General features: G+C 71.2%; 22 protein-coding genes. 18 read left to right on the plus strand and 4 right to left on the minus strand.

What is annotated here, in order from left to right; genetic code table 11:
• Positions 1-137: 137 nt before the first annotated feature.
• From ACWD4J_RS01810 to ACWD4J_RS01820, 3 genes are all read left to right on the plus strand, one after another.
• Positions 138-680, plus strand: a complete 543-nt coding sequence (locus ACWD4J_RS01810; protein ID WP_451393272.1) for an SAV_6107 family HEPN domain-containing protein — start codon at positions 138-140, stop codon at positions 678-680.
• Between the two features lie 226 nt (positions 681-906).
• Positions 907-1677 carry a methyltransferase gene (locus tag ACWD4J_RS01815; protein WP_451393273.1) on the plus strand — a complete coding sequence of 257 codons (771 nt, stop codon included), beginning with the start codon at positions 907-909 and terminating at the stop codon, positions 1675-1677.
• A 277-nt stretch (positions 1678-1954) separates the two neighbouring features.
• Positions 1955-2356 (plus strand): DUF3040 domain-containing protein, encoded by a 402-nt coding sequence (locus tag ACWD4J_RS01820; protein ID WP_451393274.1) that lies wholly within the window; start codon positions 1955-1957, stop codon positions 2354-2356.
• 257 nt (positions 2357-2613) lie between these two features.
• Here ACWD4J_RS01820 and ACWD4J_RS01825 read toward each other — a convergent pair whose 3' ends face one another.
• The 4 genes from ACWD4J_RS01825 to ACWD4J_RS01840 all read right to left on the minus strand — a co-directional run bounded on the left by ACWD4J_RS01825 (position 2614) and on the right by ACWD4J_RS01840 (position 8499).
• Positions 2614-5031, minus strand: coding sequence for a transglutaminase TgpA family protein (locus tag ACWD4J_RS01825; protein ID WP_451393275.1), 2418 nt, complete (start codon positions 5029-5031; stop codon positions 2614-2616).
• 208 nt (positions 5032-5239) lie between these two features.
• On the minus strand, positions 5240-6613 hold the full coding sequence (locus ACWD4J_RS01830) for a DUF58 domain-containing protein (protein ID WP_451393276.1): 1374 nt from the start codon (positions 6611-6613) through the stop codon (positions 5240-5242).
• A complete protein-coding gene (locus tag ACWD4J_RS01835) occupies positions 6613-7665 on the minus strand; it encodes an AAA family ATPase (protein WP_451393277.1) in 1053 nt (350 codons plus the stop codon). The genes ACWD4J_RS01830 and ACWD4J_RS01835 overlap by 1 nt, the downstream gene beginning before the upstream one ends.
• A 285-nt stretch (positions 7666-7950) precedes the next feature.
• Positions 7951-8499: a beta-class carbonic anhydrase gene (locus ACWD4J_RS01840; RefSeq protein ID WP_451393278.1), complete on the minus strand. Its 549-nt coding sequence runs from the start codon at positions 8497-8499 to the stop codon at positions 7951-7953.
• A 536-nt stretch (positions 8500-9035) separates the two neighbouring features.
• Between ACWD4J_RS01840 and rsmH the strand changes: the two genes are divergently transcribed.
• The 15 genes from rsmH (at position 9036) to ACWD4J_RS01915 (ending at position 25868) form a co-directional block, all read left to right on the plus strand.
• A complete protein-coding gene (gene rsmH / locus ACWD4J_RS01845; protein ID WP_451393279.1) occupies positions 9036-10007 on the plus strand; it encodes a 16S rRNA (cytosine(1402)-N(4))-methyltransferase RsmH in 972 nt (323 codons plus the stop codon).
• A 64-nt stretch (positions 10008-10071) separates the two neighbouring features.
• A complete protein-coding gene (locus ACWD4J_RS01850; protein ID WP_451393280.1) occupies positions 10072-10674 on the plus strand; it encodes a septum formation initiator family protein in 603 nt (200 codons plus the stop codon).
• 5 nt (positions 10675-10679) lie between these two features.
• Positions 10680-12653 (plus strand): penicillin-binding transpeptidase domain-containing protein, encoded by a 1974-nt coding sequence (locus ACWD4J_RS01855; protein WP_451393281.1) that lies wholly within the window; start codon positions 10680-10682, stop codon positions 12651-12653.
• Between the two features lie 265 nt (positions 12654-12918).
• Positions 12919-14439, plus strand: coding sequence for a UDP-N-acetylmuramoyl-L-alanyl-D-glutamate--2,6-diaminopimelate ligase (locus ACWD4J_RS01860; RefSeq protein ID WP_451393282.1), 1521 nt, complete (start codon positions 12919-12921; stop codon positions 14437-14439).
• Between the two features lie 4 nt (positions 14440-14443).
• Entirely contained in the window at positions 14444-15874 is a 1431-nt protein-coding gene (locus ACWD4J_RS01865) for a UDP-N-acetylmuramoyl-tripeptide--D-alanyl-D-alanine ligase (RefSeq protein WP_451393283.1), read from the plus strand.
• A complete protein-coding gene (mraY, locus tag ACWD4J_RS01870) occupies positions 15871-16944 on the plus strand; it encodes a phospho-N-acetylmuramoyl-pentapeptide-transferase (RefSeq protein WP_451393284.1) in 1074 nt (357 codons plus the stop codon). Before ACWD4J_RS01865 ends, mraY begins: the two co-directional genes overlap by 4 nt.
• Complete coding sequence (gene murD / locus ACWD4J_RS01875; protein ID WP_451393285.1) at positions 16926-18353, plus strand: UDP-N-acetylmuramoyl-L-alanine--D-glutamate ligase; 1428 nt, start codon at positions 16926-16928, stop codon at positions 18351-18353. The genes mraY and murD overlap by 19 nt, the downstream gene beginning before the upstream one ends.
• A 193-nt stretch (positions 18354-18546) precedes the next feature.
• Positions 18547-19890, plus strand: coding sequence for a putative lipid II flippase FtsW (gene ftsW, locus ACWD4J_RS01880; RefSeq protein WP_451393286.1), 1344 nt, complete (start codon positions 18547-18549; stop codon positions 19888-19890).
• 6 nt (positions 19891-19896) lie between these two features.
• A complete protein-coding gene (gene murG / locus ACWD4J_RS01885) occupies positions 19897-20985 on the plus strand; it encodes an undecaprenyldiphospho-muramoylpentapeptide beta-N-acetylglucosaminyltransferase (RefSeq protein WP_451393287.1) in 1089 nt (362 codons plus the stop codon).
• Positions 20986-21018: 33 nt separating this feature from the next.
• Positions 21019-21822: a cell division protein FtsQ/DivIB gene (locus tag ACWD4J_RS01890; protein ID WP_451393288.1), complete on the plus strand. Its 804-nt coding sequence runs from the start codon at positions 21019-21021 to the stop codon at positions 21820-21822.
• 279 nt (positions 21823-22101) lie between these two features.
• Positions 22102-23295: a cell division protein FtsZ gene (gene ftsZ / locus ACWD4J_RS01895; protein ID WP_451393289.1), complete on the plus strand. Its 1194-nt coding sequence runs from the start codon at positions 22102-22104 to the stop codon at positions 23293-23295.
• A gap of 18 nt (positions 23296-23313) precedes the next feature.
• A complete protein-coding gene (pgeF, locus tag ACWD4J_RS01900) occupies positions 23314-24051 on the plus strand; it encodes a peptidoglycan editing factor PgeF (RefSeq protein ID WP_451393290.1) in 738 nt (245 codons plus the stop codon).
• Positions 24052-24057: 6 nt separating this feature from the next.
• Positions 24058-24777: a YggS family pyridoxal phosphate-dependent enzyme gene (locus ACWD4J_RS01905; RefSeq protein ID WP_451393291.1), complete on the plus strand. Its 720-nt coding sequence runs from the start codon at positions 24058-24060 to the stop codon at positions 24775-24777.
• Between the two features lie 137 nt (positions 24778-24914).
• The gene (locus ACWD4J_RS01910; protein ID WP_351296770.1) at positions 24915-25535 is read left to right on the plus strand and encodes a cell division protein SepF; all 621 of its coding nucleotides are present in this window, start codon (positions 24915-24917) and stop codon (positions 25533-25535) included.
• A 48-nt stretch (positions 25536-25583) separates the two neighbouring features.
• Positions 25584-25868, plus strand: coding sequence for a YggT family protein (locus tag ACWD4J_RS01915; protein WP_181659576.1), 285 nt, complete (start codon positions 25584-25586; stop codon positions 25866-25868).
• The last annotated feature ends 6 nt before the right edge of the window (positions 25869-25874 follow it).

A 25874-nucleotide genomic window follows, 5' to 3' on the forward strand; every position in this document is an offset into this window, starting at 1 on the left:
CTGACCGGTCAGTGCAAAAACTAGACCCGAACCTGCCTTCGAAGCAAAGCCACAGGTCAGAGCCGATTGTCAGTGGCGTACTCCACGATGAGCACATACGGCCGCTGTGCCGTCACACAGACGACAGGAGGTTCGTCATGGCCAGTTCGTCCGCAGCCGCCGCAGGCCGGCGCCGCGCATCCGGCCCTGCCCCCTCACTGACAGGCCCGGCGAGCGACGTGCACCCCGTGCTGCGCCGGGCCACAGCCCCGCCCGCCGCGCTCGACCTGCTCGCCCAGGCCCGCGCGGGACTCGACGAGGCGGCCCTGCTCGAGACCCCGAACGAGCGCTATGCGACCGCCCACCTCGCGGCCCTGCGCACCGCGGCCGCAGTCCTCGCCGTGCGCGGCCGCCCGGAGCCGACGGTGCGACGCCGCGCCAGGATCCGGAGCGCCTGGGAAGTGCTCCCCGAGATCGCGCCCGAACTCACCGAGTGGAGCGCCCTGTTCGCTTCCGGCGCCGAGCGCCGGGCCCGCGCCGAAGCGGGCATACGGGGCGCGGCCAGTCGGCGTGACGCCGACGACCTGCTCCGCGACGTGGCCATGTTCCTGCGCCTGGTCGAGCGGATGCTGGTGCTGCAACCCGTCCTGCCCCAGCCCAGGCCGGACGGCGCGGCCGACGAGGTCCCGGACGCGGGCTGAGGCGCCGGATCCATCCCCGGCGCGCGGAGGCGGGCAGCTGGTGCAGAGGAACCGGCAGCCGGTACGGACGACGCGGGCGCCACCGGACACATGACGGGGCACCGGGCCGAAGGCAATAAGGTGGAGGCGCCTGCACCTGCACCCTTCCTGCGCCCGACCGGGCGGGGAAGGCACGCCCATCGCTCCGCCGCACACGAGGCGGTGCCGCGCCGAGGAGTCAACTGCCGTGTCGGACCCGATGCGCCCCCGCGCCTCTCTCCGTACCGCCGTGGTCTGGGAGGTCCTGAAGGACGCCCTCGAGGCCCGGGTGAAAGCCACGGGACGGGAGTCGCTGGACGTCCTCGACACCGGGGGCGGCAGCGGCAACTTCGCGGTGCCGGTGGCCCGCCTGGGCCACCGTGTCACGGTCGTCGACCCCAGCCCGAACGCGCTCTTCGCGCTGGAGCGCCGGGCAGCCGAGGCCGGCGTCGCAGACCGGGTGCACGGCGTCCAGGGCGACGCCCACGGCCTGTTCGACGTCGCCGAGCGCGGTGGCTACGACGTCGTGCTCTGCCACGGAGTCCTCGAGTACGTGGACGACCCGGCCGAAGGGGTGCGCAACGCGGTCGAGGCGCTCCGCCCCTCCGGCGTGCTGAGCCTGCTCGCCGCGGGCCTCGGCGGCGCCGTCCTCGCCCGTGCGCTCGCCGGCCACTTCAAGGAGGCCCGGCACGCGCTCACCGACCCGGCCGGGCGGTGGGGCGAAGGCGACCCCGTCCCCCGCCGGTTCACCGCCGAGCAGCTCACCGAACTGGTCTCGGACGCGGGCGTGCACGTCGGCGCGGTGCACGGTGTGCGGGTCTTCGCCGACCTGGTGCCGGGCGTCCTGGTCGACACCGAGCCGGGCGCCCTCGAGGCACTGCTCAAGCTCGAGGCGGCCGCCGCCGAACTGCCCTCCTTCCACTCCGTCGCAACCCAGCTCCATGTGCTCGGTGAGAAGCAGGAGCGCGACGAGATCTGAGCCCGCCGTGGCGCACGCGCCGCTGATCAGCAGCGCAGCCGCAGATGGAGTACGCCACAGGCCACCCGATCGGGCGTCTCGGGCCGTATGATCGAGGGAGACGGTTCCGGCATGAGCAGTCGGCCGCTGGGGAATGCACGCTTCAGCGAGCCGACGCGCCATGGCGGTCCAGGATGGCGAATTGGCGTAGAGGGGCGGGTTTCACGGGGGCGATTCCCTGCCTATCCTGAAGGGGACCCCCCGGTCGCCCCGGCGACTGCACGATGAGGAGGACTCCGTGCCGCTCTCGGAGCACGAGCAGCGAATGCTCGAGCAAATGGAGCGAGCGCTGTACGCCGAAGATCCCAAGTTCGCGACAGCGCTTGAGGGAAGCGGGCTGCGTACGTACACCCGGCGACGGGTCTATCAGGCGGTCGCGGGCTTCCTGGTGGGTATCGCGCTCCTCATGGCCGGAATGGTCGCACAGCAGATCTGGATCAGCGTGGTGGGATTCCTCGTCATGCTGGGCTGCGCAGTGCTCGCTGTCACGGGCTGGCGCAAGGCGCCGAAGCCTGGTGAGCACGCTCCCGGAGCGCCGGGCGGAGCAGGACCGACGCGCCGTCAGGGCAGGCAGCGGCGGTCCATGATGGACCGCATCGAAGAGCGCTGGCAGCGCCGCCGCGACGAACAGGGCCACTGAGTTCCACCGCCTTCCGGCACCTGCCCTTTTCGGGCCGGTGCCGAGCGGTGCCCAGCGGTTTCGATACGACGGACGTACGTGAGGGGTGACCACCTTCGGGTGGGCACCCCTTTGGCGTACAGCCGGGGGTTTGCCGGTGCACAGGATGGGCTGGCGGCGTACAGGATGGGCCGGCGGCGAACAGGCTGCACACGCTGAAGGCCCGGAGCTCGCAAGCTCCGGGCCTTCAGGGTCTCCTCAGGGCCTTTGCGTGGTGGTCAACCCTCCTGCCGGGACGCGCGCGGGTGCCGAATGGCCGGCCGGTGCGCCGCCCACCGGTCCGTCCAGCCCACTCGGAGTGTCGTCCAGCGCTCGGAGAGGGCCCACAGCACCCGGACGGCTGAGCGCGGGGCGAACACCGCTCGCAGGCGCCTGGCCCGGCTCGCCTTGGTGGTCAGGCCGTCCCTCAGGCGTCGTACGTCGTCGGCCAGGCCCGCCGGGGGCTGCGGACGCGGAGCGTAGAGGACCTGCTCCACCCCGGCCGCCAGCCGGTGGACCGACTCCGCCGCCTCCGGATCGAGCTGCCCGAGCCGGACGATCCGGGCGGCCGCCTTGCGCGGGGTCTGGGAGTCGTCCGGTGGGATGCCGTGGTCCCACGCGGTGTCGGTCGCCTCCAGCCATGCCGCGAGTGTGCGGGTGGCGGCGTCCGCCTCGGTGCGGCCGGGAGAACCGAGCCGGAGCGTACGGACCCGCAGCCGCCACAGCATCGGCAGCAGGGGCACCGCGAACACGGCCAGTACGGCCAGGGTCACGCCCCCGATGAGGCCCCACGGCGGGCCGCCGCCGTCGGAGGCGTTCGTCGCCTGCGGGGCCGTGCTGGCGCAGCCGCCCTGCTTCCTCTCCTGCACCGGGCAGCTCTCGGAGGCCGAGGGCTGAGCGGACGGCGCGGTCGACGCGCTCGGCTGGGTCGCCGCGGGGTTGCTCGGATCGCCGGCCGGGGTGTCCGAGCGGGTGTAGTCGGGCACCGTGCCGCGGTTCGGCGTCGGCTCGAAGCGGGTCCAGCCCACGCCCTCGAAGTACAGCTCGGGCCAGGCGTGCGCATCCCGCAGGCCCACCGACATCGAGCCGTCGGCCTGCGGTGATCCGGGGGTGAAGCCCACCGCCACCCGGGCCGGGATCCCGAGGGTCCGCGCCATCGCCGCCATCGCGAACGAGAAGTGGACGCAGAAGCCCTCTTTCTGCTGCAGGAAGCGGGCGATCGCCGCCGAACCGCTGCCCGCCTGCACCTGCGTGTCGTAGGTGAAGCCGCCCTCGTAGGCGAACCAGTCCTGCAGCTTCACCGCGCGCTCGTAGTCGTTTGTCGCGCCCCGGGTGATCCTGCGGGCCGTGGTCGCCACCACCGGAGGCAGCGAGTCCGGCACCTTGGTGAACTCGCGCTTCAGGTCCGACGGCGGCTCCGGCGCCGTGGCCAGCTGCTCGGCCGTCGGCTGCACGATCAGGCTCGTCACGTCGTAGTCCGCGCCGCGTGTGGTCTGCCCGCGGTCACCGACGAGCGTGCGGCCCATAGGCTCGTACCGCCAGCGGCCCTCGATCTTGACCTGGCTCGCCGGATACGGCATCGGCAGCCAGTCCTGTGCGTACCAGTCGGCCGCCTTGATGTTCGTCCTGACCTCGGTCCTGCTGACGGAGCCGCTGAGGCCCTGCGGGTTCGGGAACGTGTCCGGCACGCCCTGGATGCTCCGTACGGAGGGCTTCCACGCCGTGCCGTCGAACTCGTCGAGGGAGACGATCCGCAGATACAGGTCCTGTGTGTCGTCGCTGTTCGTGCGGTACGACATGACCTCGCGGTTCTCGGGCTGGTTGAGGCTGTTCTGCAGCGACACCAGCGGGTTCACCGCCGAGATCGTGCCCCCGCCGCCCGAGCCCGCACCGGCGCCGGTGGCGGCACCGTCCAGCAGGCCGCCGTCCAGCGCGGGCAGGGCGAGCGGAACCACGAGTGCGATGCCCAGGGCCAGGGCGCCGATGCGCCGTCCCGTACGGACCGGGGAGACCGGACCGGCCGGGCTCTCCGGCCTGCCGGGGAGCCGGCCCGGGCGCGGCGGACCGCCGAAGATCCGGCCCCACTGCGAGAGCCGGTCCCGGCCCTCCGCCAGGAGCAGCATCAGATAGCCCGCGGCCGCCAGCAGGAACCACACCCATCCCGCGCCGCCGTTCGACAGGCCGGCGGCGACCGAGTACAGCGCGAGCAGCGGCAGGCCGGCCGGGGCCGCGCTGCGGAACGTCACCGCGAGTGCGTCCACGGCGAGGCCGATCACCAGGACTCCGCCGACGATCATCAGCCGGATGCCGTCCGACAGCGGCGCCGGTATCGAGTACGTCCCGACATCCTCGGCGCCGTCCTGCAGCAGCAGGCCGAACTCCCGGAACACGTCCGGCCCGGGGAGCACACCGGCGACCGCCTGCCCGCGCGCGAAGACCAGGGTCAGCAGCAGGAGCGTCACCAGCGCCTGGGCCGCCACCGTCAGCGGCCGGGCCAGCGGGACCCGCCGCGCCAGCGCGCCCACCGCGGCCTGGACCGCCAGCAGGATCGCGACCTGCACGATCCACGTCGAACGTCCGACCAGCGGCAGCAGCGAGCACGCGGCCAGCAGCGTGGCCGCGGTCGCACACAACGTCAGCCGCGCCTGCCCGCTCATGACTGTCTCCCCGCGGTTCCGCAGGCGGCGGCCGCGGCTGACCGGACCGGGCCGTCGAGCCGCAGACCACCGGCCTCGGGGCCGGTGGGCAGGGGCCGGCCGGGCACGGCCGTCCTGCTCACGGTGGCTGCAGCGGCCCGTGGTGCCGTGCACGTGCGCCGTTCGTCGACCGGCGGCCGGAGCGTGCCGCCCGGGTGCCTTCGGCCGGTCATGACCATCCCCCTGTCGTGATCCCCGACGGCGCGGACGCCGACGAGGCGTGGTGCTGGTCCGCCTGGCGCCACAGGTCGGCGACGGTCGCGCCCGGTGCGGCCGCCAGCGCCGTCCAGCCCGCCTCGCGCAGCAGCCGCAGCCGCTCCTCGCCCTGGGTGGCGGACGGCGTGCCGCCCGAGCCCGGGGCCCATGCCGCGCCGTGCAGGACGAAGGCGATCGCGGCACCGCTGCGACGGCGCATCTTCGCGGCCACCGTCGCCTGCTCCTCGTCCAGATCGCCTAGGAAGGCGATCAGCAGCCCTTCGTTCCCGCCGCGCAGCACGTCGTAGGCCCGGGAGAGCCCCGCTCCGTCCGAGTGGTCGATCACCGCGAGGGTGTCCATCATCAGGCCCGCCGCGTCCGCCGACTCCTGGGCGGTGCCCGCGAAGCCGTCGGAGCCTTCCCCGGGCACCGAGGCGCCGGTGTCCGTCAGCAGCCGGACCGAGAAGCCCCGTTCGAGCATGTGCACAAGGACGGACGCGGCGCCGGACACCGCCCACTCGAAGGCCGAGTCGGGGCCCGCGCCCTGGAAGGCCAGGCCGCGGGTGTCGAGCAGCACCGTGCAGCGGGCCCGCCGCGGCTGCTCCTCGCGGCGCACCATCAGCTCGCCGTACCGCGCGGTCAACCGCCAGTGGACGCGGCGCAGGTCGTCGCCGTAGCGGTAGCCGCGCGGTATGACGTCGTCCTCGCCGGCCAGCGCGAGTGCGCGCTGCCGCCCGTCCCCGTATCCCTTGGCGTCGCCGGTCAGCTTCACCGGCGGCAGCGGCTCCACACGCGGGATCACGGTCAGCGTGTCGTACGTGGAGAAGGAGCGGGTCAGCTCGCACATCCCGAAGGGGTCCGTCAGCCGCAGCTGGAGCGGGCCCAGCGGGTAGCGGCCGCGCAGGTCCGAGCGGACGCGGTACGACACCTCGCGACGGCCGCCCGCCTCCACGCGCTCCAGTACGAACCGGGGCCGCGGCCCGAGCACGTACGGCACCCGGTCCTGCAGCATCAGCAGACCGGTCGGCAGCCGCGAGACGTTGTCCATCCGCAGCTGGACGCGGGCCTCGGACCCCGCGGGCACCCGCCCGGGGGAGAGTCGCCGGCTGCCCGCGACCCGGTAGCGGGTGCGGTAGAGCACGAACGTGCAGACCAGCGGCAGTACGGCGAGGAGCAGACCGACCCGGAGCAGATCGGCCTGGCCGAGGACGTACGCGCAGATCGCGGCGGCGACGCCCGCGGCCAGGAAGGAGCGCCCGCGCGTGGTCAGTCCGGCGAGTGCCGAGCGCAGGCCGCCCTTGTCGCCGCCCTCGTCGGGTGCCGCCGCGGGCAGCCCCCCGGCCGTCATCACAGCCTCCGGGCGCCGGGCGGCTGCTGGCCGTAGACCGGGGAGCCCTGGCCACGGCCGGTGGCGAAGCCGGCGCCCGGCTGGGGCGCCGCGGCGGGTACGGGGGTGCGCTGCAGGATCTCGAGGACGACCTGCTCCGACGTGCGCCGGTTCAGCTGAGCCTGGGCCGTCGGCAGCAGGCGGTGGGCGAGGACGGCCACGGCCAGCGCCTGCACGTCGTCCGGCAGGGCGAACTCGCGGCCGCCGAGCGCCGCGGCCGCCTTCGCCGCCCGCAGCAGATGGAGCGTCGCGCGCGGCGACGCGCCGAGTCTGAGGTCCGGGTGGTTGCGGGTCGCGGCGACCAGGTCCACCGCGTACCGCCGCACCGCCTCGGCCACGTGCACCTGGCGCACCGCGTCGATGAGCTTCACGATGTCGTGCGCGTGCGCCACCGGCTGGAGGTCGTCGAGCGGTGAGACGCCGCCGTGCACGTCGAGCATCTGCAGCTCGGCCTCGGGGCTGGGATAGCCGATCGACACCCGGGCCATGAAGCGGTCGCGCTGCGCCTCGGGCAGCGGGTACGTGCCCTCCATCTCGACCGGGTTCTGCGTGGCCACCACCATGAAGGGGCTCGGCAGCTCGTACGTTTGCCCGTCGATGGTGACCTGGCGCTCCTCCATCGACTCGAGGAGCGCCGACTGCGTCTTCGGCGAGGCGCGGTTGATCTCGTCGCCGATCACGATCTGCGCGAAGATCGCGCCGGGCTTGAACTCGAAGTCACGCCGCTGCTGGTCCCAGATGGACACGCCGGTGATGTCCGACGGCAGCAGGTCGGGCGTGAACTGGATGCGGCGCACCGAGCAGTCGATGGACCGCGCGAGCGCCTTGGCCAGCATGGTCTTGCCGACGCCCGGCACATCCTCGATGAGCAGATGCCCCTCGGCGAGCAGCACGGTCAGCGAAAGCCGTACGACCTCGGGCTTGCCCTCGATCACACCCTCGACCGACTTGCGGACACGCTCCGCTGTGGTGGTCAGATCTGTGAGGCTCGCTCGATCGTCATAGGTCGTCACCCGGCCCTCCTCGGCCCTATCCCGCGCTCCTGGGGAGCGGGGGACCATTCCAGGGCCGACGCTGCGATGCGGACCGGCCCACCCCGAAACACGGACACCACACGCGAAAAGTTCCGCGCGGTGCCACAAGGGCATTCTTGTTGCCGTTACCGGTTCGTGTCACTCGACTGTGGACAACTGGCGGCGTTATGTCGGGGCTTGAGGCTGTTTATGGAGCGGGCGCGGCCGATGTGTGCGTCGGACGCGCCCGACCCCCGGGCCGGGCACGTGCGGGCGTGAGAGCGGTCAGGCGGGGTCGATCTCGCGCAGCAGACCCGTGTGCACGTCGAAGACGAATCCGCGTATGTCGTCGGTGTGCAGCAGGAAGGGGGACGTGCGCACCCGCTGCATCGACTGCCGGACGTCCTGGTCGACGTCCCGGAACGCCTCCACCGCCCAGGCGGGACGCTGTCCGACCTCCATCTCCAGGTCGTGCCGGAACTCCTCGGTGAGGCTCTCCAGGCCGCAGCCGGTGTGGTGGATGAGGACGACGCTGCGCGTGCCGAGCGCACGCTGGCTGATGGTCAGCGAGCGGATCACGTCGTCGGTGACCACACCGCCGGCGTTGCGGATGGTGTGGCAGTCGCCGAGCTCGAGGCCGAGCGCGGCGTGCAGGTCGAGCCGCGCGTCCATGCACGCCACGACGGCGACGCGCAGGACGGGCCGGGCGTCCATGCCCGGATCGGTGAAGGCGGCGGCGTAGCTCTCGTTCGCCTCGACGAGCCGGTCCGTGACGGTGCCGCCGCCGCGTATGGCGCCTTGGGGCTCTGTGGGTACGGATGCAGAAGTCGTCATGTCTATGAAGGTACTGGTCACGAGCGGATCAAGCTTGATGTGAGGGGCGACAAAGAACGCCAATGAACGTTGTTGTGACGTACCCCACAAGTCCGGCTCCAGTGCGGCCGGACGGGTGACTTCGTCTGATTCATACGATCGTCCCCATGTCCGCCGGACCCCGGATCGCGACGCGCAGGCCGGTTGATTGACCGCGAGACACGGTGGACTAAAGTGACGCGAAGCGGGAGGCGAGAGGCTCTCCCTGCTGGACTTCCATCCCGGAGACGCCCGGCCACCACCGGTGCATCTCCCCGTGTGCGCGGCGCGTACGTGCGGCTCGGCCTCCTCCCGCTCCCGGTCGGCTGACGCCACCTTCCCGGTGCCGGCCCGCTCCCCTTCCGGGGACACCCGCCAGCGTCGGCTGGGGGAGGGCGGGGCCCGGCGGTGCGTGCGGCGGCCGCGCCGGACCTGAGAGGGCGCGCCGTGAGCGAGCGCAGCGAGCGAACCAGAACAAGGGGCGCCTCCGACGACCGCCGGCCCGCGCGGAGCAACGCATGAACACCAACGACACCCGCCACGTCCCTGTGATGCTCCACCGGTGCCTGGACCTGCTGGCCCCGGCCCTCGAGCAGCCGGACGCCGAGGCGCCGGTCGTCGTCGACTGCACCCTCGGCCTCGGCGGACACAGCGAGGCGCTGCTCACCCGCTTCCCCTCGGCCCGGCTCATCGGCCTCGACCGGGACAAGGAGGCGCTGCGCCTGTCCGGCGAGCGGCTCGCGCCCTATGGCGACCGGGCCACGCTGGTGCACGCCGTCTACGACGAGCTGCCCGACGTACTCGCGAGGCTCGGCATCCCGCGCGTCCAGGGCGTCCTGTTCGACCTCGGCGTCTCCTCCATGCAGCTCGACGAGGCGGACCGCGGTTTCGCGTACGCCCAGGACGCCCCGCTCGACATGCGGATGGACCAGTCGACCGGCATCAGCGCGGCCGAGGTGCTCAACACCTATCCCCCCGGTGAGCTGGTGCGGATCCTGCGCAGTTACGGCGAGGAGAAGCAGGCCAAGCGGATCGTCTCCGCCATCGTGCGGGAGCGGGACAAGGAGCCCTTCACCAACAGCGCCCGGCTCGTCGAGCTCATCCGCGACGCCCTGCCGCAGGCCGCCAAGCGCACTGGCGGCAACCCCGCCAAGCGCACCTTCCAGGCCCTGCGTATCGAGGTCAACGGAGAGCTCTCCGTCCTGGAGCAGGCCATTCCCGCCGCTGTGGGGGCGCTTGCCGTCGGCGGCCGTATCGCCGTCCTGTCGTACCACTCGCTGGAGGACCGGCTGGTCAAGCAGGTGTTCGCGGCGGGGGCCGCCAGCACCGCGCCGCCCGGCCTGCCCGTGGTGCCCGAGCGCTACCAGCCGCGGCTCAAACTGCTCACGCGCGGCGCGGAACTGCCCACCGAGGAAGAGGTCGCGCAGAACCGCAGGGCCGCCCCGGCGCGGCTGCGCGGCGCACAGCGGATCCGCGAGGAAGCTGAATGAGTGGCGTCCGCGGTACGGCGCGGAGGCCGCCCGTACGCGGATCCGTACGCCGGGGGAGGGGCGAATGAACAACAGGAGACCGGAGCTGAGGGGGAGGGCCGCGCGGCTCGCGCGGCTGCTGCCGACGGGCCCCAGTCAGGCCGCCCGCACCCCGTTCGTCCTGCTGGTCGTGGTGCTGCTGGGCGGCGGGCTGATCACGCTGCTGATGCTGAACTCCGCGCTCAACGCGGGGTCCTTCCGGCTGAACGACCTCAAGAAGGACACCACCGCCCTCACCGACGAGGAGCAGGCCCTCCAGCGGGACGTGGACGCCTATTCCGCTCCGGAGGCCCTGCAGCGCCGCGCGCTCGAGCTCGGCATGGTGCCCGGCGGCGATCCCGCGTTCCTGAACCCCGACGGCACCGTCAGGGGCGTACCGGGGGCGGCCGCCACCCCGTCCGGCTGGCGCCTGCCGGCCGCGACACCGCCGGAGGCCGTGGAGGGCAACACGGTGTCGCCGTCACCCGCCGTCTCCGGGAAGCCGGCCGGGGCGGCATCCGCCAAGCCTTCCGGAACCGCCTCTTCCGCGACCACGGCCAAGCCCTCGGCCACCGGGACACCGCTCGCCGGCACGGCCCCGGTCCCCGCCGCGTCCCCGAAGCCCTCGCCCGCGGCCTCGGGCAGGTGACGGACATGACGGACAGGGAACCTCCGCGGCGCCGGGTACCAGGACCCGCCAGGTCCCCGCGTCCCGGCACCCCACGGCGCCCGGGCCCCGGAGCGCGCCCCGCCGCCCGCCAGTACCAGTCGGGCGCGCCGAGGCCCCGCTCCCGCGCGTCCGGGCCCCGCACCATCCGCCTCGGCAGCCCCCGCCCCCGGCTGCGCATGGTCAGCCTCGGGCTCACCCTCGTCATGCTGGCCTTCGTGGTACGGCTGCTCCAGGTGCAGGCTGTCGACGCGAGCGCGTACGCCGCCATGGCCGAGAAGAACCGGTACCTCAGTCACACCCTGACCGCCGAGCGCGGCGGGATCACCGACCGCGACGGCGTCGAACTGGCGACCAGCGTGGACGCGTACGACATCACGGCCGACCCCACGATGTTCACGCGGAAGCAGACGAAGATCACGGACGCGCCCGAGCGGGCGGCCGCGCTGCTCGCGCCCATCCTCGACCAGGACCAGGCCGGCCTGGCCGCGAAGCTCCGGACCCCGGACACCCGCTACGTCCGGCTGGCCGCCCGGCAGACCCCCCAGGTCTGGAAGCAGATCAAGGACCTGAAGAGCGCGCTCTCGGAGGAGGCGCAGAAGGACGGCAAGACCGTCAACGTCCTCGCGGGCGTCTTCCAGGACCCGAGCAGCAAGCGCGTCTACCCGAACGGCGATCTCGCCGCCGGGATACTGGGCTGGGTCAACGCCGAGGGCAAGGGCGCGGGGGGCCTGGAGCAGCAGCTCGACAAGGAGCTGGCCGGCACGAACGGCAAGATCACCTACGCCCAGTCGGGCGGCCAGCAGGTGCCCACGGCCGGCAGCAGCGAGGTGCCCGCCGTGCCCGGGTCGCAGGTCGAGCTCACCATCGACCGCGACATCCAGTGGGCGGCGCAGAACGCCATCACCGAGCAGGTGAAGAAGTCGAAGGCCGACCGCGGCTATGTGATCGTCCAGGACGCCAGGACCGGCGAGGTCCTGGCCATGGCCAACGCCCCCGGCTTCGACCCGAACGACCTCTCGCAGGCCAACGCCACGGACATGGGCAACGCGGCACTCCAGGACGCCTACGAGCCCGGCTCCACCGCCAAGGTCATGACCATGGCGGCAGTCCTCCAGGAGAACGTCGCGACCCCCGACACCCATGTGACGGTCCCGAACCGGCTGCACCGCGGTGACCGGCTGTTCCAGGACGACGTGGACCACGCGACCTGGTATCTGACGCTCAACGGCGTCCTCGCCAAGTCCAGCAACATCGGCACCATCCTCGCCGCAGGCCAGCTCGGCAAGACGCAGGCCGAGGCCAACCAGGTCCTCTACTCCTACCTGCGCAAGTTCGGCATCGGCAGCGCCACCGGACTCGGCTTCCCCGGCGAGACGGCCGGCATCCTCGCGCCGCCCGACTCCTGGTCGACGTCGCAGCAGTACACGATCCCCTTCGGCCAGGGCGTCTCGATCAACGCGCTGCAGGCCGCCTCCGTCTACTCGACGATCGCCAACGGCGGCGTACGCGTCGAGCCCACCCTGGTGCGCGGCACGACGGGAGCCGACGGGCGCTTCACCCCCGCGCCGGGGCCCAAGAAGACCCGCGTCATCAGCGAGAAGACCGCGAAGACCCTGTCGCAGATGCTCGAGTCCGTCGTCGACGACGAGCAGGGCACCGGCGTCAGGGCCCGCATCCCGGGCTACCGGGTCGCGGGCAAGACCGGAACCGCCAACCGCGTCGACCCGGCCACCGGCAAGTACCGCGGCTACACCTCGTCGTTCGCGGGCTTCGCGCCCGCCGACAAGCCGCGCATCACCGTCTACTGCGCCATCCAGAACGCCACGAAGGGCAGCTATTTCGGCGGCCAGATCTGCGGGCCCATCTACAAGACGGTGATGGAGTTCGCGCTGAAGACACTCCAGGTGCCGCCCACCGGAGCGGAGCCGGCACGGCTGCCCGTCGAGTTCAAGCCCTGAGAGCGACGAGGAACCGCCCGTGAGAACCATCACCCCCGACTCCGGGGACCAGCGCACCCCGCCGACCTCGCCCGCCCTCCCCCAGCTATCTCCCCCAGACTTCGTCCGGGAGGTGCCCCCAGGAGGTGCCCCCAGCCCACCACCACCCATGCCCGACTGCGCGGTGCGCAGGCACCCCTCGTTTTTCTCCGGCGGGTCCCCGCCCGGTACGCTCACCGCCGTGCCACATGCTGATCAGTACCAATCCACCCAGAAGGGCGCTCCTGTGACATATCCAGGGCCGCCACGACCGGTCCAGGTCTCCGCCACGCCGCTCGCGGAGCTCGCCGATCAGCTGGGCGTCGGCGCCCCCGGCAGCGCGGAGGTCAGCGGGATCACGCACGACTCCCGCGCGGTGCGACCGGGCGACCTCTACGCCGCGCTGCCCGGCGCCCGCCTCCACGGCGCCGACTTCGCCGCGCAGGCCGCGGGACTCGGCGCCGCGGCGATCCTCACCGACCCGTCGGGCGCCGAACGCGCCGCCGCCACCGGCCTGCCGGTCCTCGTCGTCGACGACCCGCGCGGCCGCATGGGCGAACTGGCGGCGACCGTCTACGGCCACCCGGGCCGCGACCTGCTGCAGATCGGCATCACCGGTACGTCGGGCAAGACCACGACCGCGTATCTGATCCGCGGCGGACTCGCCGTCGCCGACGGCACGCCCGGACTCATCGGCACGGTCGAGACCCGTATCGGCGACGAGCGGATCAAGTCCGAGCGCACCACGCCCGAGGCCACCGACCTCCAGGCGCTGTTCGCCGTCATGCGCGAGCGCGGCGTGCAGTCGCTCGCGATGGAGGTCTCCAGCCATGCGCTGGTCCTCGGCCGGGTCGACGGCTGCGTCTTCGACGTCGCGGTCTTCACGAACCTCAGCCCGGAGCACATGGAGTTCCACTCCGACATGGAGGACTACTTCCGGGCCAAGGCACAGCTGTTCACGCCGAAACGCAGCAAACAGGGCGTCGTCAACGTCGACGACGAATACGGCCGCAGGCTGGCCAAGGAGGCGTCCGTACCGGTCGTCACCTTCTCCGCCGAAGGCCACCCCGACGCCGACTGGCGCGCCGAGGACGTCGTGGTGGGCCCCATGGACTCCCACTTCACCGCCGTCGGCCCCCGCGGCGAGCGCGTCACCGCGAAGTCGCCGCTGCCGGGCCCCTTCAACGTCGCCAACACGCTCGCCGCGGTCGTCGCCCTCGCCGTCGCCGGACTCGACCCGCAGGACGCGGCCAACGGGATCGCCGCCGTACCGGGCGTCCCCGGCCGTCTGGAGCGCGTCGACGTCGGCCAGCCCTACCTCGCGGTCGTGGACTACGCCCACAAGACCGATGCCGTCGAGTCCGTCCTGCGCGCCCTGCGTAAGATCACCGAAGGCAGACTGCACGTCGTGCTCGGCTGCGGCGGCGACCGGGACAAGACCAAACGTGCGCCGATGGGCGCCGCCGCGGCCCGCCTCGCCGACACCGCCGTACTGACCTCCGACAACCCCCGCTCCGAGGACCCCCTCGCCATCCTGGCCACCATGCTCGCCGGCGCCGCCGAGGTGCCGGCCCACGAACGAGGCGAGGTCCAGGTCTTCGAGGACCGGGCCGCCGCCATCGCCGCCGCCGTCGCCCTGGCGCGCCCCGGCGACACCGTGCTGGTGGCCGGCAAGGGCCACGAACAGGGCCAGGACATCGCCGGAGTGGTCCGCCCCTTCGACGACCGCCAGGTGCTTCGCGAAGCTATCCAGAACACCCAGGGATGAAGTTGTGATCGCCCTCTCCCTCGCCGAGATCGCTGAAATCGTCGGCGGGCAGACCCACGACATACCGGATCCGTCCGTGACCGTCACCGGACCGGTGGTCCGGGACTCCCGCGAGGTGGAGCCCGGCAGCCTCTTCGTCGCCTTCGCCGGCGAGCGCGTCGACGGCCACGACTTCGCGGCCGACGTGGTCGCCGCGGGCGCGGTCGCCGTGCTGGCGTCCCGGCCGGTCGGCGTCCCCGCCGTCGTCGTCGACGACGTGCAGGCCGCGCTCGGCGCCCTCGCCCGGGCCGTGGTCCAGCGGCTGGGCGCCACCCTCGTCGCCCTCACCGGCTCCGCGGGCAAGACCAGCACCAAGGACCTCATCGCCCAGGTGCTCCGGAGCAAGGCCCCGACGGTCTTCACGCCCGGCTCCCTCAACAACGAGATCGGGCTGCCGCTCACCGCGCTCAGCGCCACCGAGGAGACCCGCTACCTCGTCCTGGAGATGGGCGCCCGCGGCGTCGGCCACATCCGCTACCTCGCGGGCCTGACCCCGCCGAAGATCGGGGTCGTGCTCAACGTCGGCACCGCCCACATCGGCGAGTTCGGCGGCCGCGAGCAGATCGCCGAGGCCAAGGGCGAGCTCGTCGAGTCCCTCCCGGAGGACGGCGCGGCCGTCCTCAACGCCGACGACCACCTCGTACGCGCGATGGCCTCGCGTACGAAAGCGCGAGTGATCCTCTTCGGAGAGTCGGACGACGCGGACGTACGCGCCGAAAACGTCCGGCTCACAGAGGCCGGACAACCCTCGTTCAGGCTTCTCACACCCTCCGGGTGCAGCGACGTGACCATGCGCCTGTACGGTGAGCACCACGTGTCGAACGCGCTCGCCGCGGCCGCCGTCGCCCATGAGCTGGGCATGTCCGCGGAAGAGATCGCCCTCGCGCTCTCCGAGGCGGGCTCCCTCTCCCGCTGGCGCATGGAGGTCACGGAGCGCCCGGACGGCGTGACCATCGTCAACGACGCCTACAACGCCAACCCCGAGTCCATGCGGGCCGCCCTGCGGGCGCTCGCCGCGATGGGCGAGGCCGCACGGGCCAAGGGGGGCCGCACGTGGGCGGTGCTCGGCCAGATGGCCGAGCTCGGTGACGAGGCGCTCGCCGAACACGACGCGGTCGGACGGCTCGCCGTCCGGCTGAACGTGGGCAAGCTCGTCGCGGTCGGTGGCAGGGAAGCCGCCTGGCTGCAGATGGGCGCATACAACGAGGGTTCGTGGGGTGAGGAGTCGGTGCACGTGTCCGACGCACAGGCGGCCGTCGACCTGCTGCGCAGCGAGCTGCGCCCGGGCGATGTCGTACTCGTGAAGGCCTCCAGGTCGGTGGGCCTGGAGCGGGTTGCAATGGCGCTGCTCGAACAGGACACGGCCGCCGCCGAGGGTGAGGTTGCCGCCCGATGATGAAGCAGATCCTGTTCGCAGGAGTCATTGGCCTCTTCCTGACCCTGATCGGCACGCCGCTGCTGATCAAGCTCCTCGCGCGCAAGGGCTACGGGCAGTACATCCGCGACGACGGCCCGAAAGAGCACCACAGCAAGCGCGGTACGCCGACCATGGGCGGCATCGCCTTCATCCTGGCGACGATCGCCGCGTACTTCCTGTCGAAGGTGATCACGGGCAAGCCGCCGACCTTCTCCGGGCTGCTGGTGCTCGGCCTGATGGGCGGCATGGGCCTGGTCGGCTTCCTCGACGACTACATCAAGATCGTCAAGAGGCGTTCGCTCGGTCTGCGGGCCAAGGCGAAGATGGCCGGCCAGCTGACCGTCGGCATCGCCTTCGCCGTGCTGGCCCTGCAGTTCGCCGACGCCCGCGGCAACACCCCGGCCTCCACCAAGCTCTCCTTCGTGCAGGACTTCGGCTGGACCATCGGCCCGGTGCTGTTCGTGATCTGGGCGCTGTTCATGATCCTCGCGATGTCGAACGGCGTGAACCTCACCGACGGTCTCGACGGCCTCGCCACCGGCGCCTCCGTGCTGGTCTTCGGCGCGTACACGTTCATCGGCGTGTGGCAGTGGCAGGAGTCCTGCGCCAACGCGGTGACCCTGACCAACCCGGCCGCCTGCTACGAGGTACGAGATCCGCTCGACCTCGCCGTGGTCTCATCCGCGCTGATGGGCGCCTGCCTCGGCTTCCTGTGGTGGAACACGTCGCCCGCCAAGATCTTCATGGGCGACACCGGTTCGCTGGCCCTCGGCGGCGCGCTCGCGGGCCTCGCGATCTGCTCCCGCACCGAGCTGCTCCTCGCGCTCCTCGGCGGCCTCTTCGTCCTGATCACCATGTCGGTCGTCATCCAGGTAGGCTCGTTCCGCCTGACCGGCAAGCGCGTCTTCCGGATGGCCCCGCTCCAGCACCACTTCGAGCTCAAGGGGTGGTCCGAGGTCCTTGTGGTGGTCCGTTTCTGGATCATCCAGGGCATCTGCGTGATCGTCGGACTGGGCATCTTCTACGCGGGATGGGCGGCCGACAAGTGACCGACTGGCAGGGCAAGCACGTCACCGTCGCCGGGCTCGGCGTCTCCGGCGTCCCGGCGGCCAGGGCCCTGCGCGGCCTCGGCGCGGTCGTCACCGTCGTCAACGACGGCGACGACGAGCGCTCCCGGGCGCAGGCGGCCGAACTGGAGGCCGAGGGCATCACAGTCCGCCTCGGTGACGGCGCGACCCTGCCGGAGGGCACGGAACTCGTCGTCACGGCACCCGGCTGGAAGCCGGACAAGCCGCTGTTCGCCGCGGCCGCCGAGGCGAGCGTGCCCGTCTGGGGCGACGTCGAGCTGGCCTGGCGCCTGCGCGGCCCCGACGCGGCCCCCTGGCTCGCGGTCACCGGCACCAACGGCAAGACCACGACCGTCCAGATGCTCGCCTCGATCCTCGAGGCGGCGGGGCTGCGCACGGCCGCCGTCGGCAACATCGGGGTCTCCCTGCTGGACGCCGTGCTCGGCGACGAGAAGTACGACGTACTCGCGGTCGAGCTCTCCAGCTACCAGCTGCACTGGGCGCCGTCCCTGCGCGCCCACTCCGCGGCCGTGCTGAACCTGGCCCCGGACCACCTCGACTGGCACGGCTCCATGGAGGCGTACGCCGCCGACAAGGGCCGTATCTACGAGGGCAATCGCGTCGCCTGCGTCTACAACGTCGCCGACAAGGCCACCGAGGACCTGGTGCGCGAGGCCGACGTCGAGGAGGGCTGCCGGGCGATCGGCTTCACGCTCGGCACGCCGGGCCCGTCCCAACTCGGCGTCGTGGACGACATCCTGATCGACCGCGCCTTCGTCGAGGACCGGCACAAGCAGGCTCAGGAGCTCGCCCAGGTCTCCGACGTCAACCCGCCGGCCCCGCACAACATCGCCAACGCGCTGGCCGCCGCCGCCCTGGCGCGCGCCTTCGGCGTCGAGCCGGCCGCCGTACGGGACGGGCTGCGGGCCTTCAAGCCCGACGCGCACCGTATCGCGCACGTCGCGGACGTGGACGGCGTCGCCTACATCGACGACTCCAAGGCCACCAACACCCATGCCGCGGAAGCCTCGTTGGCCGCGTACGAGTCGATCGTGTGGATCGCCGGCGGGCTCGCCAAGGGCGCGACCTTCGACGAACTCGTCGCCAAGTCCGCGAAGCGGCTGCGGGGTGCCGTACTGATCGGCAAGGACCGCGCCCTGATCCGCGAGGCGCTCGCGCGACACGCGCCCGAGGTGCCCGTGGTCGACCTCGACCGGACGGACACTGGGGCGATGACCGCGGCGGTACGGGAGGCGGCGCGGCTCGCCGCGCCGGGGGACACGGTGCTGATGGCTCCGGCCTGTGCGTCGATGGATATGTTCACCAATTACAACAAGCGTGGTGAGGCGTTCGCGGAGGCGGTTCGCGCGATGGCGCCGGGGGCGCCCTGAGCGGTGTCGGTCCGCGTTCGCCACGGGGGCGCCGGACCATTGGGAGGACGCATGACGCCTGCGTGGCTGGTGTTTCGTCGGCGGCTTTCCGCCGGTGGCACGGCGCTGTGTCAGCCCTTCCCTCCCCCAGTGCCTGAAGGGTCTGGGGGGACCCCCAGCGGGACGTTCTCCCACAGCGGTCGGGGTGCTGCCGGTGTCCAGTAGCTCCGGTCGGGCCCCCGTACGCCCCGCCTCTCCGCGCCCCTCACGTGAGACCCCCCTCCGGCGGCTTCAGACTCAGGCCCGGCGGGCCTGGGATCGGCCGCTCACCGCGTACTACGTGATCCTCGGCAGCAGTCTGCTGATCACCGTGCTCGGGCTTGTGATGGTCTACTCGGCGTCGATGATCAAGGCGCTGCAGTTGTCGCTGCCCGCGTCGTACTTCTTCCGGAAGCAGTTCGTGGCCGCCACGATCGGCGGGCTGCTGATGCTGATCGCCGCGCGGATGCCGGTCAAGCTGCACCGCGCGCTGGCGTATCCGATGCTGGCCGGTTCGGTCTTCCTGATGGTCCTCGTGCAGGTTCCGGGGATAGGGATGGCGGTCAACGGCAACCAGAACTGGATCTCGCTGGGCGGGCCCTTCCAGTTGCAGCCCAGCGAGTTCGGCAAGCTGGCGCTCGTGCTGTGGGGGGCCGACCTGCTGGCCCGCAAACAGGACAAGCGGCTGCTGACCCAGTGGAAGCACATGCTGGTGCCGCTGGTTCCGGTGGCCTTTCTGGTGCTCGGGCTGATCATGCTGGGCGGCGACATGGGTACGGCGATCATCCTCACAGCGATCCTCTTCGGGCTGCTGTGGCTGGCCGGGGCGCCGACCCGGCTCTTCGCCGGAGTCCTCGGCATCGCGGCCGTGATCGGGCTGATCCTCATCTGGACCAGCTCCAACCGTATGGCCCGGCTCGCCTGCATCGGCGCGACCCAACCGGGACCCGGCGACCAGTGCTGGCAGGCCGTCCACGGCATCTACGCCCTGGCCTCCGGCGGACTCTTCGGTTCCGGCCTCGGCGCGAGTGTGGAAAAATGGGGTCAACTGCCCGAAGCGCACACCGACTTCATCTTCGCCGTCACCGGGGAGGAGCTCGGTCTGGCAGGGACGCTGTCGGTGATCGCACTCTTCGCGGCTCTAGGCTATGCGGGTATTCGCGTGGCCGGATACACGGAGGACCCCTTCGTGAGGTACGCCGCGGGAGGTGTGACCACCTGGATCACGGTTCAGGCCGTGGTCAACGTCGGTGCGGTGCTCGGCCTGCTGCCGATCGCCGGAGTCCCGCTCCCGCTGTTCTCCTACGGTGGGTCCGCCCTGCTGCCGACCATGTTCGCCGTCGGGCTGCTGATCGCCTTCGCACGCGAGGAACCCGCTGCACGGGCAGCGCTTGCGATGCGGCAACCTGTCTTTGGTAGAAAGCGGGCTGCGGTGAGAGGCTCCGAGAGTGGTCGGGGGCCTCGGAGATGGAACACGATGCGACGGCGCGCCCCAGCGCGCCCGTCCGGAGAGCGGTGAATTTCGGTGCATGTCGTACTCGCCGGTGGGGGGACCGCCGGCCACATCGAGCCCGCGCTCGCCCTCGCGGACGCCCTGCGCAGGCAGGACCCGACCGTGGGGATCACGGCCCTCGGCACGGAGCGCGGACTCGAGACCCGTCTCGTACCGGAGCGGGGCTACGAACTCGCGCTGATCCCCGCCGTCCCGCTGCCCCGCAAGCCCACACCCGAGCTGATCACCGTCCCGGGACGGCTGCGCGGCACGATCAAGGCGGCGGAGCAGATCCTGGAGCGCACCAAGGCGGACGCGGTCGTCGGCTTCGGTGGCTATGTGGCGCTGCCCGGCTATCTGGCGGCCAAGCGGCTCGGCGTGCCGATCGTGGTGCACGAGGCCAACGCCCGCCCGGGCCTCGCCAACAAGATCGGCTCGCGGTACGCGGCCCAGGTCGCCGTGTCCACCCCGGACAGCAAGCTGCGCGGCGCCAGGTACGTCGGCATCCCGCTGCGGCGTTCCATCGCCACGCTCGACCGCGCCAACGCCCGCCCCGAGGCCCGTGCCGCCTTCGGGCTCGACCCGAACCTGCCGACGCTGCTCGTCTCCGGCGGCTCGCAGGGCGCCCGCCACCTCAACGAGGTCGTCCAGCGCGTCGCCCCGTTCCTCCAGCAGTCCGGCATCCAGGTCCTCCACGTGGTCGGCCCCAAGAACGAACTGCCGCGCGTCGACAACATGCCGGGAATGCCGCCGTATATCCCGGTACCGTACGTGGACCGGATGGACCTCGCGTACGCCGCGGCCGACATGATGCTCTGCCGCGCGGGCGCGATGACCGTCGCCGAACTGTCCGCCGTCGGACTGCCGGCCGCATACGTACCGCTGCCCATCGGCAACGGAGAGCAGCGGCTGAACGCCCAGCCGGTGGTCAAGGCGGGCGGCGGGCTCCTCGTCGACGACGCCGAGCTCACGCCCGAGTGGGTGCAGGGCAACGTCCTGCCGGTGCTGGCGGACCCGCACCGGTTGTACGAGATGTCCCGCGCCGCTTCGGAGTTCGGCCGCCGGGACGCCGACGAGCTGCTGGTCGGCATGGTGTACGAGGCGATCGCCTCGCGCCACTAGGGCACGTGCGTATGTGAGAGAAGGCAGGGGAGTGTGGCCGGAGCGACGACCGCCGAGCAGCACGGTGAACGGCAGCCGTCGGCGTCCGGCCCTCCCCGGCCGCCGGGGCCCGGCGGCCGGCCGCCGCTCCGGGTACGACGCCTCCGCGTCCTGATCCTGCTGCTCGCCGTCGCCGCCCTGCTGGGTGCGGCGGCTGTCTGGGTGCTCTACGGCTCGCAGTGGCTGCGTGTCGAGAAGGTCACGACCTCGGGCACGCAGGTGCTGACGCCCGGGGAGGTGCGCGCGGCGGCCGGTGTTCCGGTCGGTTCGCCGTTGATTTCCGTCGACACCGATGCCATTGAGGTTCGGTTGCGCCAGAAATTGCCCCGAATTGACTCGGTTGATGTGGTCCGATCCTGGCCGCACGGAATCGCGCTCAAAGTGACCGAGCGGAAGCCGGTAATTCTTATCAAAAAGGGTGAAAAGTTCGTCGAAGTGGATGCCGAAGGCGTCCGATTCGCTACCGTCGGCAGCGCCCCCAAGGGCATCCCGATGCTGGAATTGACGGCGGATCAGTCGGCGAGCAGACAGCGCTTCGGACCGGACCGTCTCGTGCGGGAAGCGGTACGGGTCGCCGGTGACCTGCCGGCGGCGGTGGCCCGCGACACCCACGTCGTCAAGGTCCGTACCTACGACTCCATCTCGCTGGAGTTGAGCGGCGATCGTACCGTCGCCTGGGGCAGCAGTGAGAGGGGTCGCGCGAAGGCTGCCACACTCTCCGCCCTGATGAAAGCAGCCCCGGGCGCGCGGCACTTCGATGTCAGCGTTCCCACCGCACCTGCGGCGTCAGGGAGTTGACGGACGTCGTCGCAGGCCAGCACCCTGGTTGTTCATCGCTATGGGTGATCACATAGGGTGAAAAGAAAAACGGGAGGTTCGGCGTGTTCGTTGAACGTGCGCCACTTGTCGACTTAGTGTCCTGTTCGGAAGAGTCCAGCAAACAGACACACTGGTAACCCTAAACTTCAGGCTTAGGGTTCGGGTCGGCGTTCGGACCGTCCCATTCGGCATCAGTCGTCGGATCGCAGCAGCACCCGCGAGGCGACGACACGTAACTCGAGGCGAGAGGCCTTCGACGTGGCAGCACCGCAGAACTACCTCGCAGTCATCAAAGTCATCGGTGTCGGCGGCGGTGGTGTCAATGCCATCAACCGGATGATCGAGGTCGGTCTCAAGGGCGTCGAGTTCATTGCCATCAACACCGACGCGCAAGCTCTGTTGATGAGCGACGCCGACGTCAAGCTCGACGTCGGCCGTGAACTCACCCGCGGACTCGGCGCCGGAGCCAACCCGGCCGTCGGTCGCAAGGCCGCCGAGGACCACCGCGAGGAGATCGAGGAGGTCCTCAAGGGGGCCGACATGGTCTTCGTGACGGCCGGTGAAGGCGGCGGCACCGGCACCGGCGGCGCACCCGTCGTGGCCAACATCGCTCGCTCCCTCGGCGCCCTCACCATCGGCGTCGTCACGCGCCCGTTCACCTTCGAGGGCCGCCGCCGCGCCAACCAGGCCGAGGACGGCATCGCGGAGCTCCGCGAAGAGGTCGACACCCTCATCGTCATCCCCAACGACCGGCTGCTGTCCATCTCGGACCGCCAGGTCTCCGTCCTCGACGCCTTCAAGTCGGCGGACCAGGTCCTGCTCTCCGGTGTCCAGGGCATCACCGACCTCATCACCACGCCCGGCCTGATCAACCTCGACTTCGCCGACGTCAAGTCCGTGATGTCCGAGGCCGGTTCCGCGCTCATGGGCATCGGCTCGGCCCGCGGCGACGACCGCGCGGTGGCCGCGGCCGAGATGGCCATCTCCTCGCCGCTGCTCGAGGCGTCCATCGACGGCGCCCGCGGCGTGCTGCTCTCCATCTCCGGCGGCTCGGACCTCGGCCTCTTCGAGATCAACGAGGCCGCCCAGCTGGTGAGCGAGGCCGCCCACCCCGAGGCCAACATCATCTTCGGTGCGGTGATCGACGACGCCCTCGGCGACGAGGTCCGGGTGACCGTGATCGCCGCCGGCTTCGACGGCGGCCAGCCCCCGAACAAGCGGGACAACGTCCTCGGCGCCTCCACCGCCAAGCGCGACGAGCCCGCGCCGGCCCGCCCCTCCGAGACCCGCCCGGCCTTCGGCGGACTCGGCAGCGTCACCCCCCGCGAGGACGCCGCCCCCGTCGAGCCCGAGCCGGTCCCGACCGCGGAGCTGCCGCCGCCGGTGCCGCCGTCCCGGACGTACTCGGACAGTGCGGCCGAGGAGCTGGACGTACCGGACTTCCTGAAGTGACGGGCCGGACACGCTGAAGTGATAGGACAGCACGACATCGTGGGCGGCGCCCACTTCGCCTTCACCGACAGGTGGGGCGGGGTGAGCGCCGTTCCGTACGAGGAGCTCAATCTCGGCGGAGCGGTCGGAGACGACCCCGAGGCCGTACGCACCAACCGGGAACTGGCGGCCAAGTCGCTCGGCATCGATCCTGCTGGTGTGGTGTGGATGAACCAGGTGCACGGGGCCGACGTCGCCGTGGTCGACGGGCCGTGGGGCACCGCCGCGAACCCGGCGGTCGCATCGGTCGACGCGATCGTCACCGCCCGGCGGGGCCTCGCCCTCGCCGTGCTCACCGCGGACTGCGTCCCGGTCCTGCTGGCCGACCCGGTCGCCGGAATCGCGGCCGCCGCTCACGCCGGACGCCCGGGCATGGTGGCCGGGGTCGTCCCCGCCACCGTCGCGGCGATGGTGAGGCTCGGCGCCGAGCCGCACCGGATCACCGTCCGTACCGGCCCCACGGTCTGCGGGCGCTGCTACGAAGTGCCCGACGCGATGCGTGCCGAGGTCGCGGCCGTCGAACCGGCGGCGTACGCCGAGACGAGTTGGGGCACTCCCGCGGTCGACGTGGCCGCCGGTGTGCATGCGCAGCTCGAGCGGCTCGGGGTGCGCGACCGGGAGCAGGCGCCGGTGTGCACGCTCGAGTCGGGCGACCACTTCTCGTACCGCCGCGACCGCACCACCGGGCGGCTCGCGGGCTATGTCTGGCTGGACTGATAGGGCATGACGGATCGTAAAGCTCAACTCGCTGCGAATCTCGAGAGAGTCGAGGCGCGTATCGCCGCTGCTTGTGCGGCGGCGGGCCGCAAGCGAGAAGAAGTGACCCTGATCGCGGTCACCAAGACCTATCCGGCCGGCGATGTGCGGATCCTGTCGGAACTCGGTGTGCGGCACGTGGCGGAGAACCGCGACCAGGACGCCGCACCGAAGGCCGCCGCCTGCTCGGATCTGCCTCTTACATGGCACTTTGTCGGTCAGTTGCAGACCAACAAGGTCCGTTCTGTGGTCGGTTATGCCGATGTTGTGCAGTCCGTCGACCGTTCCCGACTCGTCTCGGCGCTTTCGAAGGAGGCCGTGCGGGCGGAGCGCGAGGTCGGCTGCCTCATTCAGGTCGCACTCGACGCCGACGAGAGCGGCCGGGGCGAACGCGGGGGCGTGGGGCCGGGCGGAATCGAAGAGTTGGCCGACCTCGTCGCGAGCGCTCCCGGGCTCCGGCTCGACGGGCTCATGACCGTCGCGCCGCTCACCGGACCGTACGCGGGTCGCGAACGCGCCGCCTTCGACCGGCTGATGGAATTGGCAACCCTCGTGCGCCGGAACCATCCTGCTGCGAACATGGTGTCAGCAGGGATGAGTGCGGACCTCGAACAGGCCGTGGCTGCAGGGGCGACACATGTGCGCGTCGGCACTGCGGTACTCGGAGTCCGACCCAGGCTCGGGTAACGTCGCCAAGAAGTCGGACCACAGCAGAAAATATGGTCATTCCTGCTGATAGCGGGGCGGACCCGTGGATCGCGGGCACTTGGTTGGCGTCAGCCGATCCACCACGCCGATCCACCACAGAGCGGAGGATTCAGAGCATGGCCGGCGCGATGCGCAAGATGGCGGTCTACCTCGGCCTCGTGGAGGACGATGGGTACGACGGCCGGGGCTTCGACCCTGACGACGACTTCGAGCCCGAACTGGACCCGGAGCCCGAGCGCGACCGTCGGCGGCACGAGCCGTCGCATCAGTCGCACCAGCCCCAAAGGGAAGAACCAGTACGAGTAGTACAACCTCCGGCACAGCGGGAACCGCTGGCGATTCCAGCAGAAACCGGACGTCCAGCAAGAATTGCCCCCGTGTCATCCATCACACCTGAACGTCAGAGCCTGGAGAAGAACGCGCCGGTGATCATGCCCAAGGTTGTGTCCGAGAGGGAGCCCTACCGCATCACCACGCTGCACCCGAGGACCTATAACGAGGCCCGTACCATCGGGGAACACTTCCGTGAGGGCACCCCGGTGATCATGAATCTGACGGAGATGGACGACACGGACGCGAAGCGACTTGTCGACTTTGCCGCAGGTCTGGTCTTCGGTCTTCATGGCAGTATCGAGCGCGTGACACAGAAGGTGTTCTTGTTGTCGCCTGCTAACGTCGATGTCACGGCGGAGGACAAGGCCCGCATCGCAGAGGGCGGGTTCTTCAACCAGAGCTGAGACGTAGGCCGGCACAAGGCTTGGAACAGGGGAGAGGGAAGCACGGTCATGAGCGTGGTCTTGGATGTGCTCTACATCGCGCTGATGTGTTTCCTCATCGTGCTGATTTTCCGGTTGGTCATGGACTACGTCTTCCAGTTCGCCCGCTCGTGGCAACCCGGCAAGGCGATGGTGGTCGTTCTGGAGGCCACCTACACTGTCACCGATCCACCGCTGAAGCTTCTGCGGCGGTTCATCCCGCCGCTGCGTCTCGGGGGCGTGGCGCTCGACCTGTCCTTCTTCGTCCTGATGATCATCGTCTACATCCTGATCTCCATCGTGAGCCGGCTGTGAACGATA

The sequence above is a fragment of the Streptomyces sp. NPDC002577 genome, assembly GCF_053594815.1.

Coding starts and splice junctions, on each gene's coding strand:
- ACWD4J_RS01840 (WP_451393278.1), bottom strand. CDS start 8,499: ATGACGACTTCTGCATCCGTACCCACAGAGCCCCAAGGCGCCATACGC.
- murD (WP_451393285.1), top strand. CDS start 16,926: ATGGGCGGCCGACAAGTGACCGACTGGCAGGGCAAGCACGTCACCGTC.
- rsmH (WP_451393279.1), top strand. CDS start 9,036: ATGAACACCAACGACACCCGCCACGTCCCTGTGATGCTCCACCGGTGC.
- ACWD4J_RS01830 (WP_451393276.1), bottom strand. CDS start 6,613: ATGACGGCCGGGGGGCTGCCCGCGGCGGCACCCGACGAGGGCGGCGAC.
- ACWD4J_RS01810 (WP_451393272.1), top strand. CDS start 138: ATGGCCAGTTCGTCCGCAGCCGCCGCAGGCCGGCGCCGCGCATCCGGC.
- ACWD4J_RS01905 (WP_451393291.1), top strand. CDS start 24,058: ATGACGGATCGTAAAGCTCAACTCGCTGCGAATCTCGAGAGAGTCGAG.
- ACWD4J_RS01825 (WP_451393275.1), bottom strand. CDS start 5,031: ATGAGCGGGCAGGCGCGGCTGACGTTGTGTGCGACCGCGGCCACGCTG.
- mraY (WP_451393284.1), top strand. CDS start 15,871: ATGATGAAGCAGATCCTGTTCGCAGGAGTCATTGGCCTCTTCCTGACC.
- ACWD4J_RS01855 (WP_451393281.1), top strand. CDS start 10,680: ATGACGGACAGGGAACCTCCGCGGCGCCGGGTACCAGGACCCGCCAGG.
- ACWD4J_RS01910 (WP_351296770.1), top strand. CDS start 24,915: ATGGCCGGCGCGATGCGCAAGATGGCGGTCTACCTCGGCCTCGTGGAG.
- ACWD4J_RS01850 (WP_451393280.1), top strand. CDS start 10,072: ATGAACAACAGGAGACCGGAGCTGAGGGGGAGGGCCGCGCGGCTCGCG.
- ACWD4J_RS01915 (WP_181659576.1), top strand. CDS start 25,584: ATGAGCGTGGTCTTGGATGTGCTCTACATCGCGCTGATGTGTTTCCTC.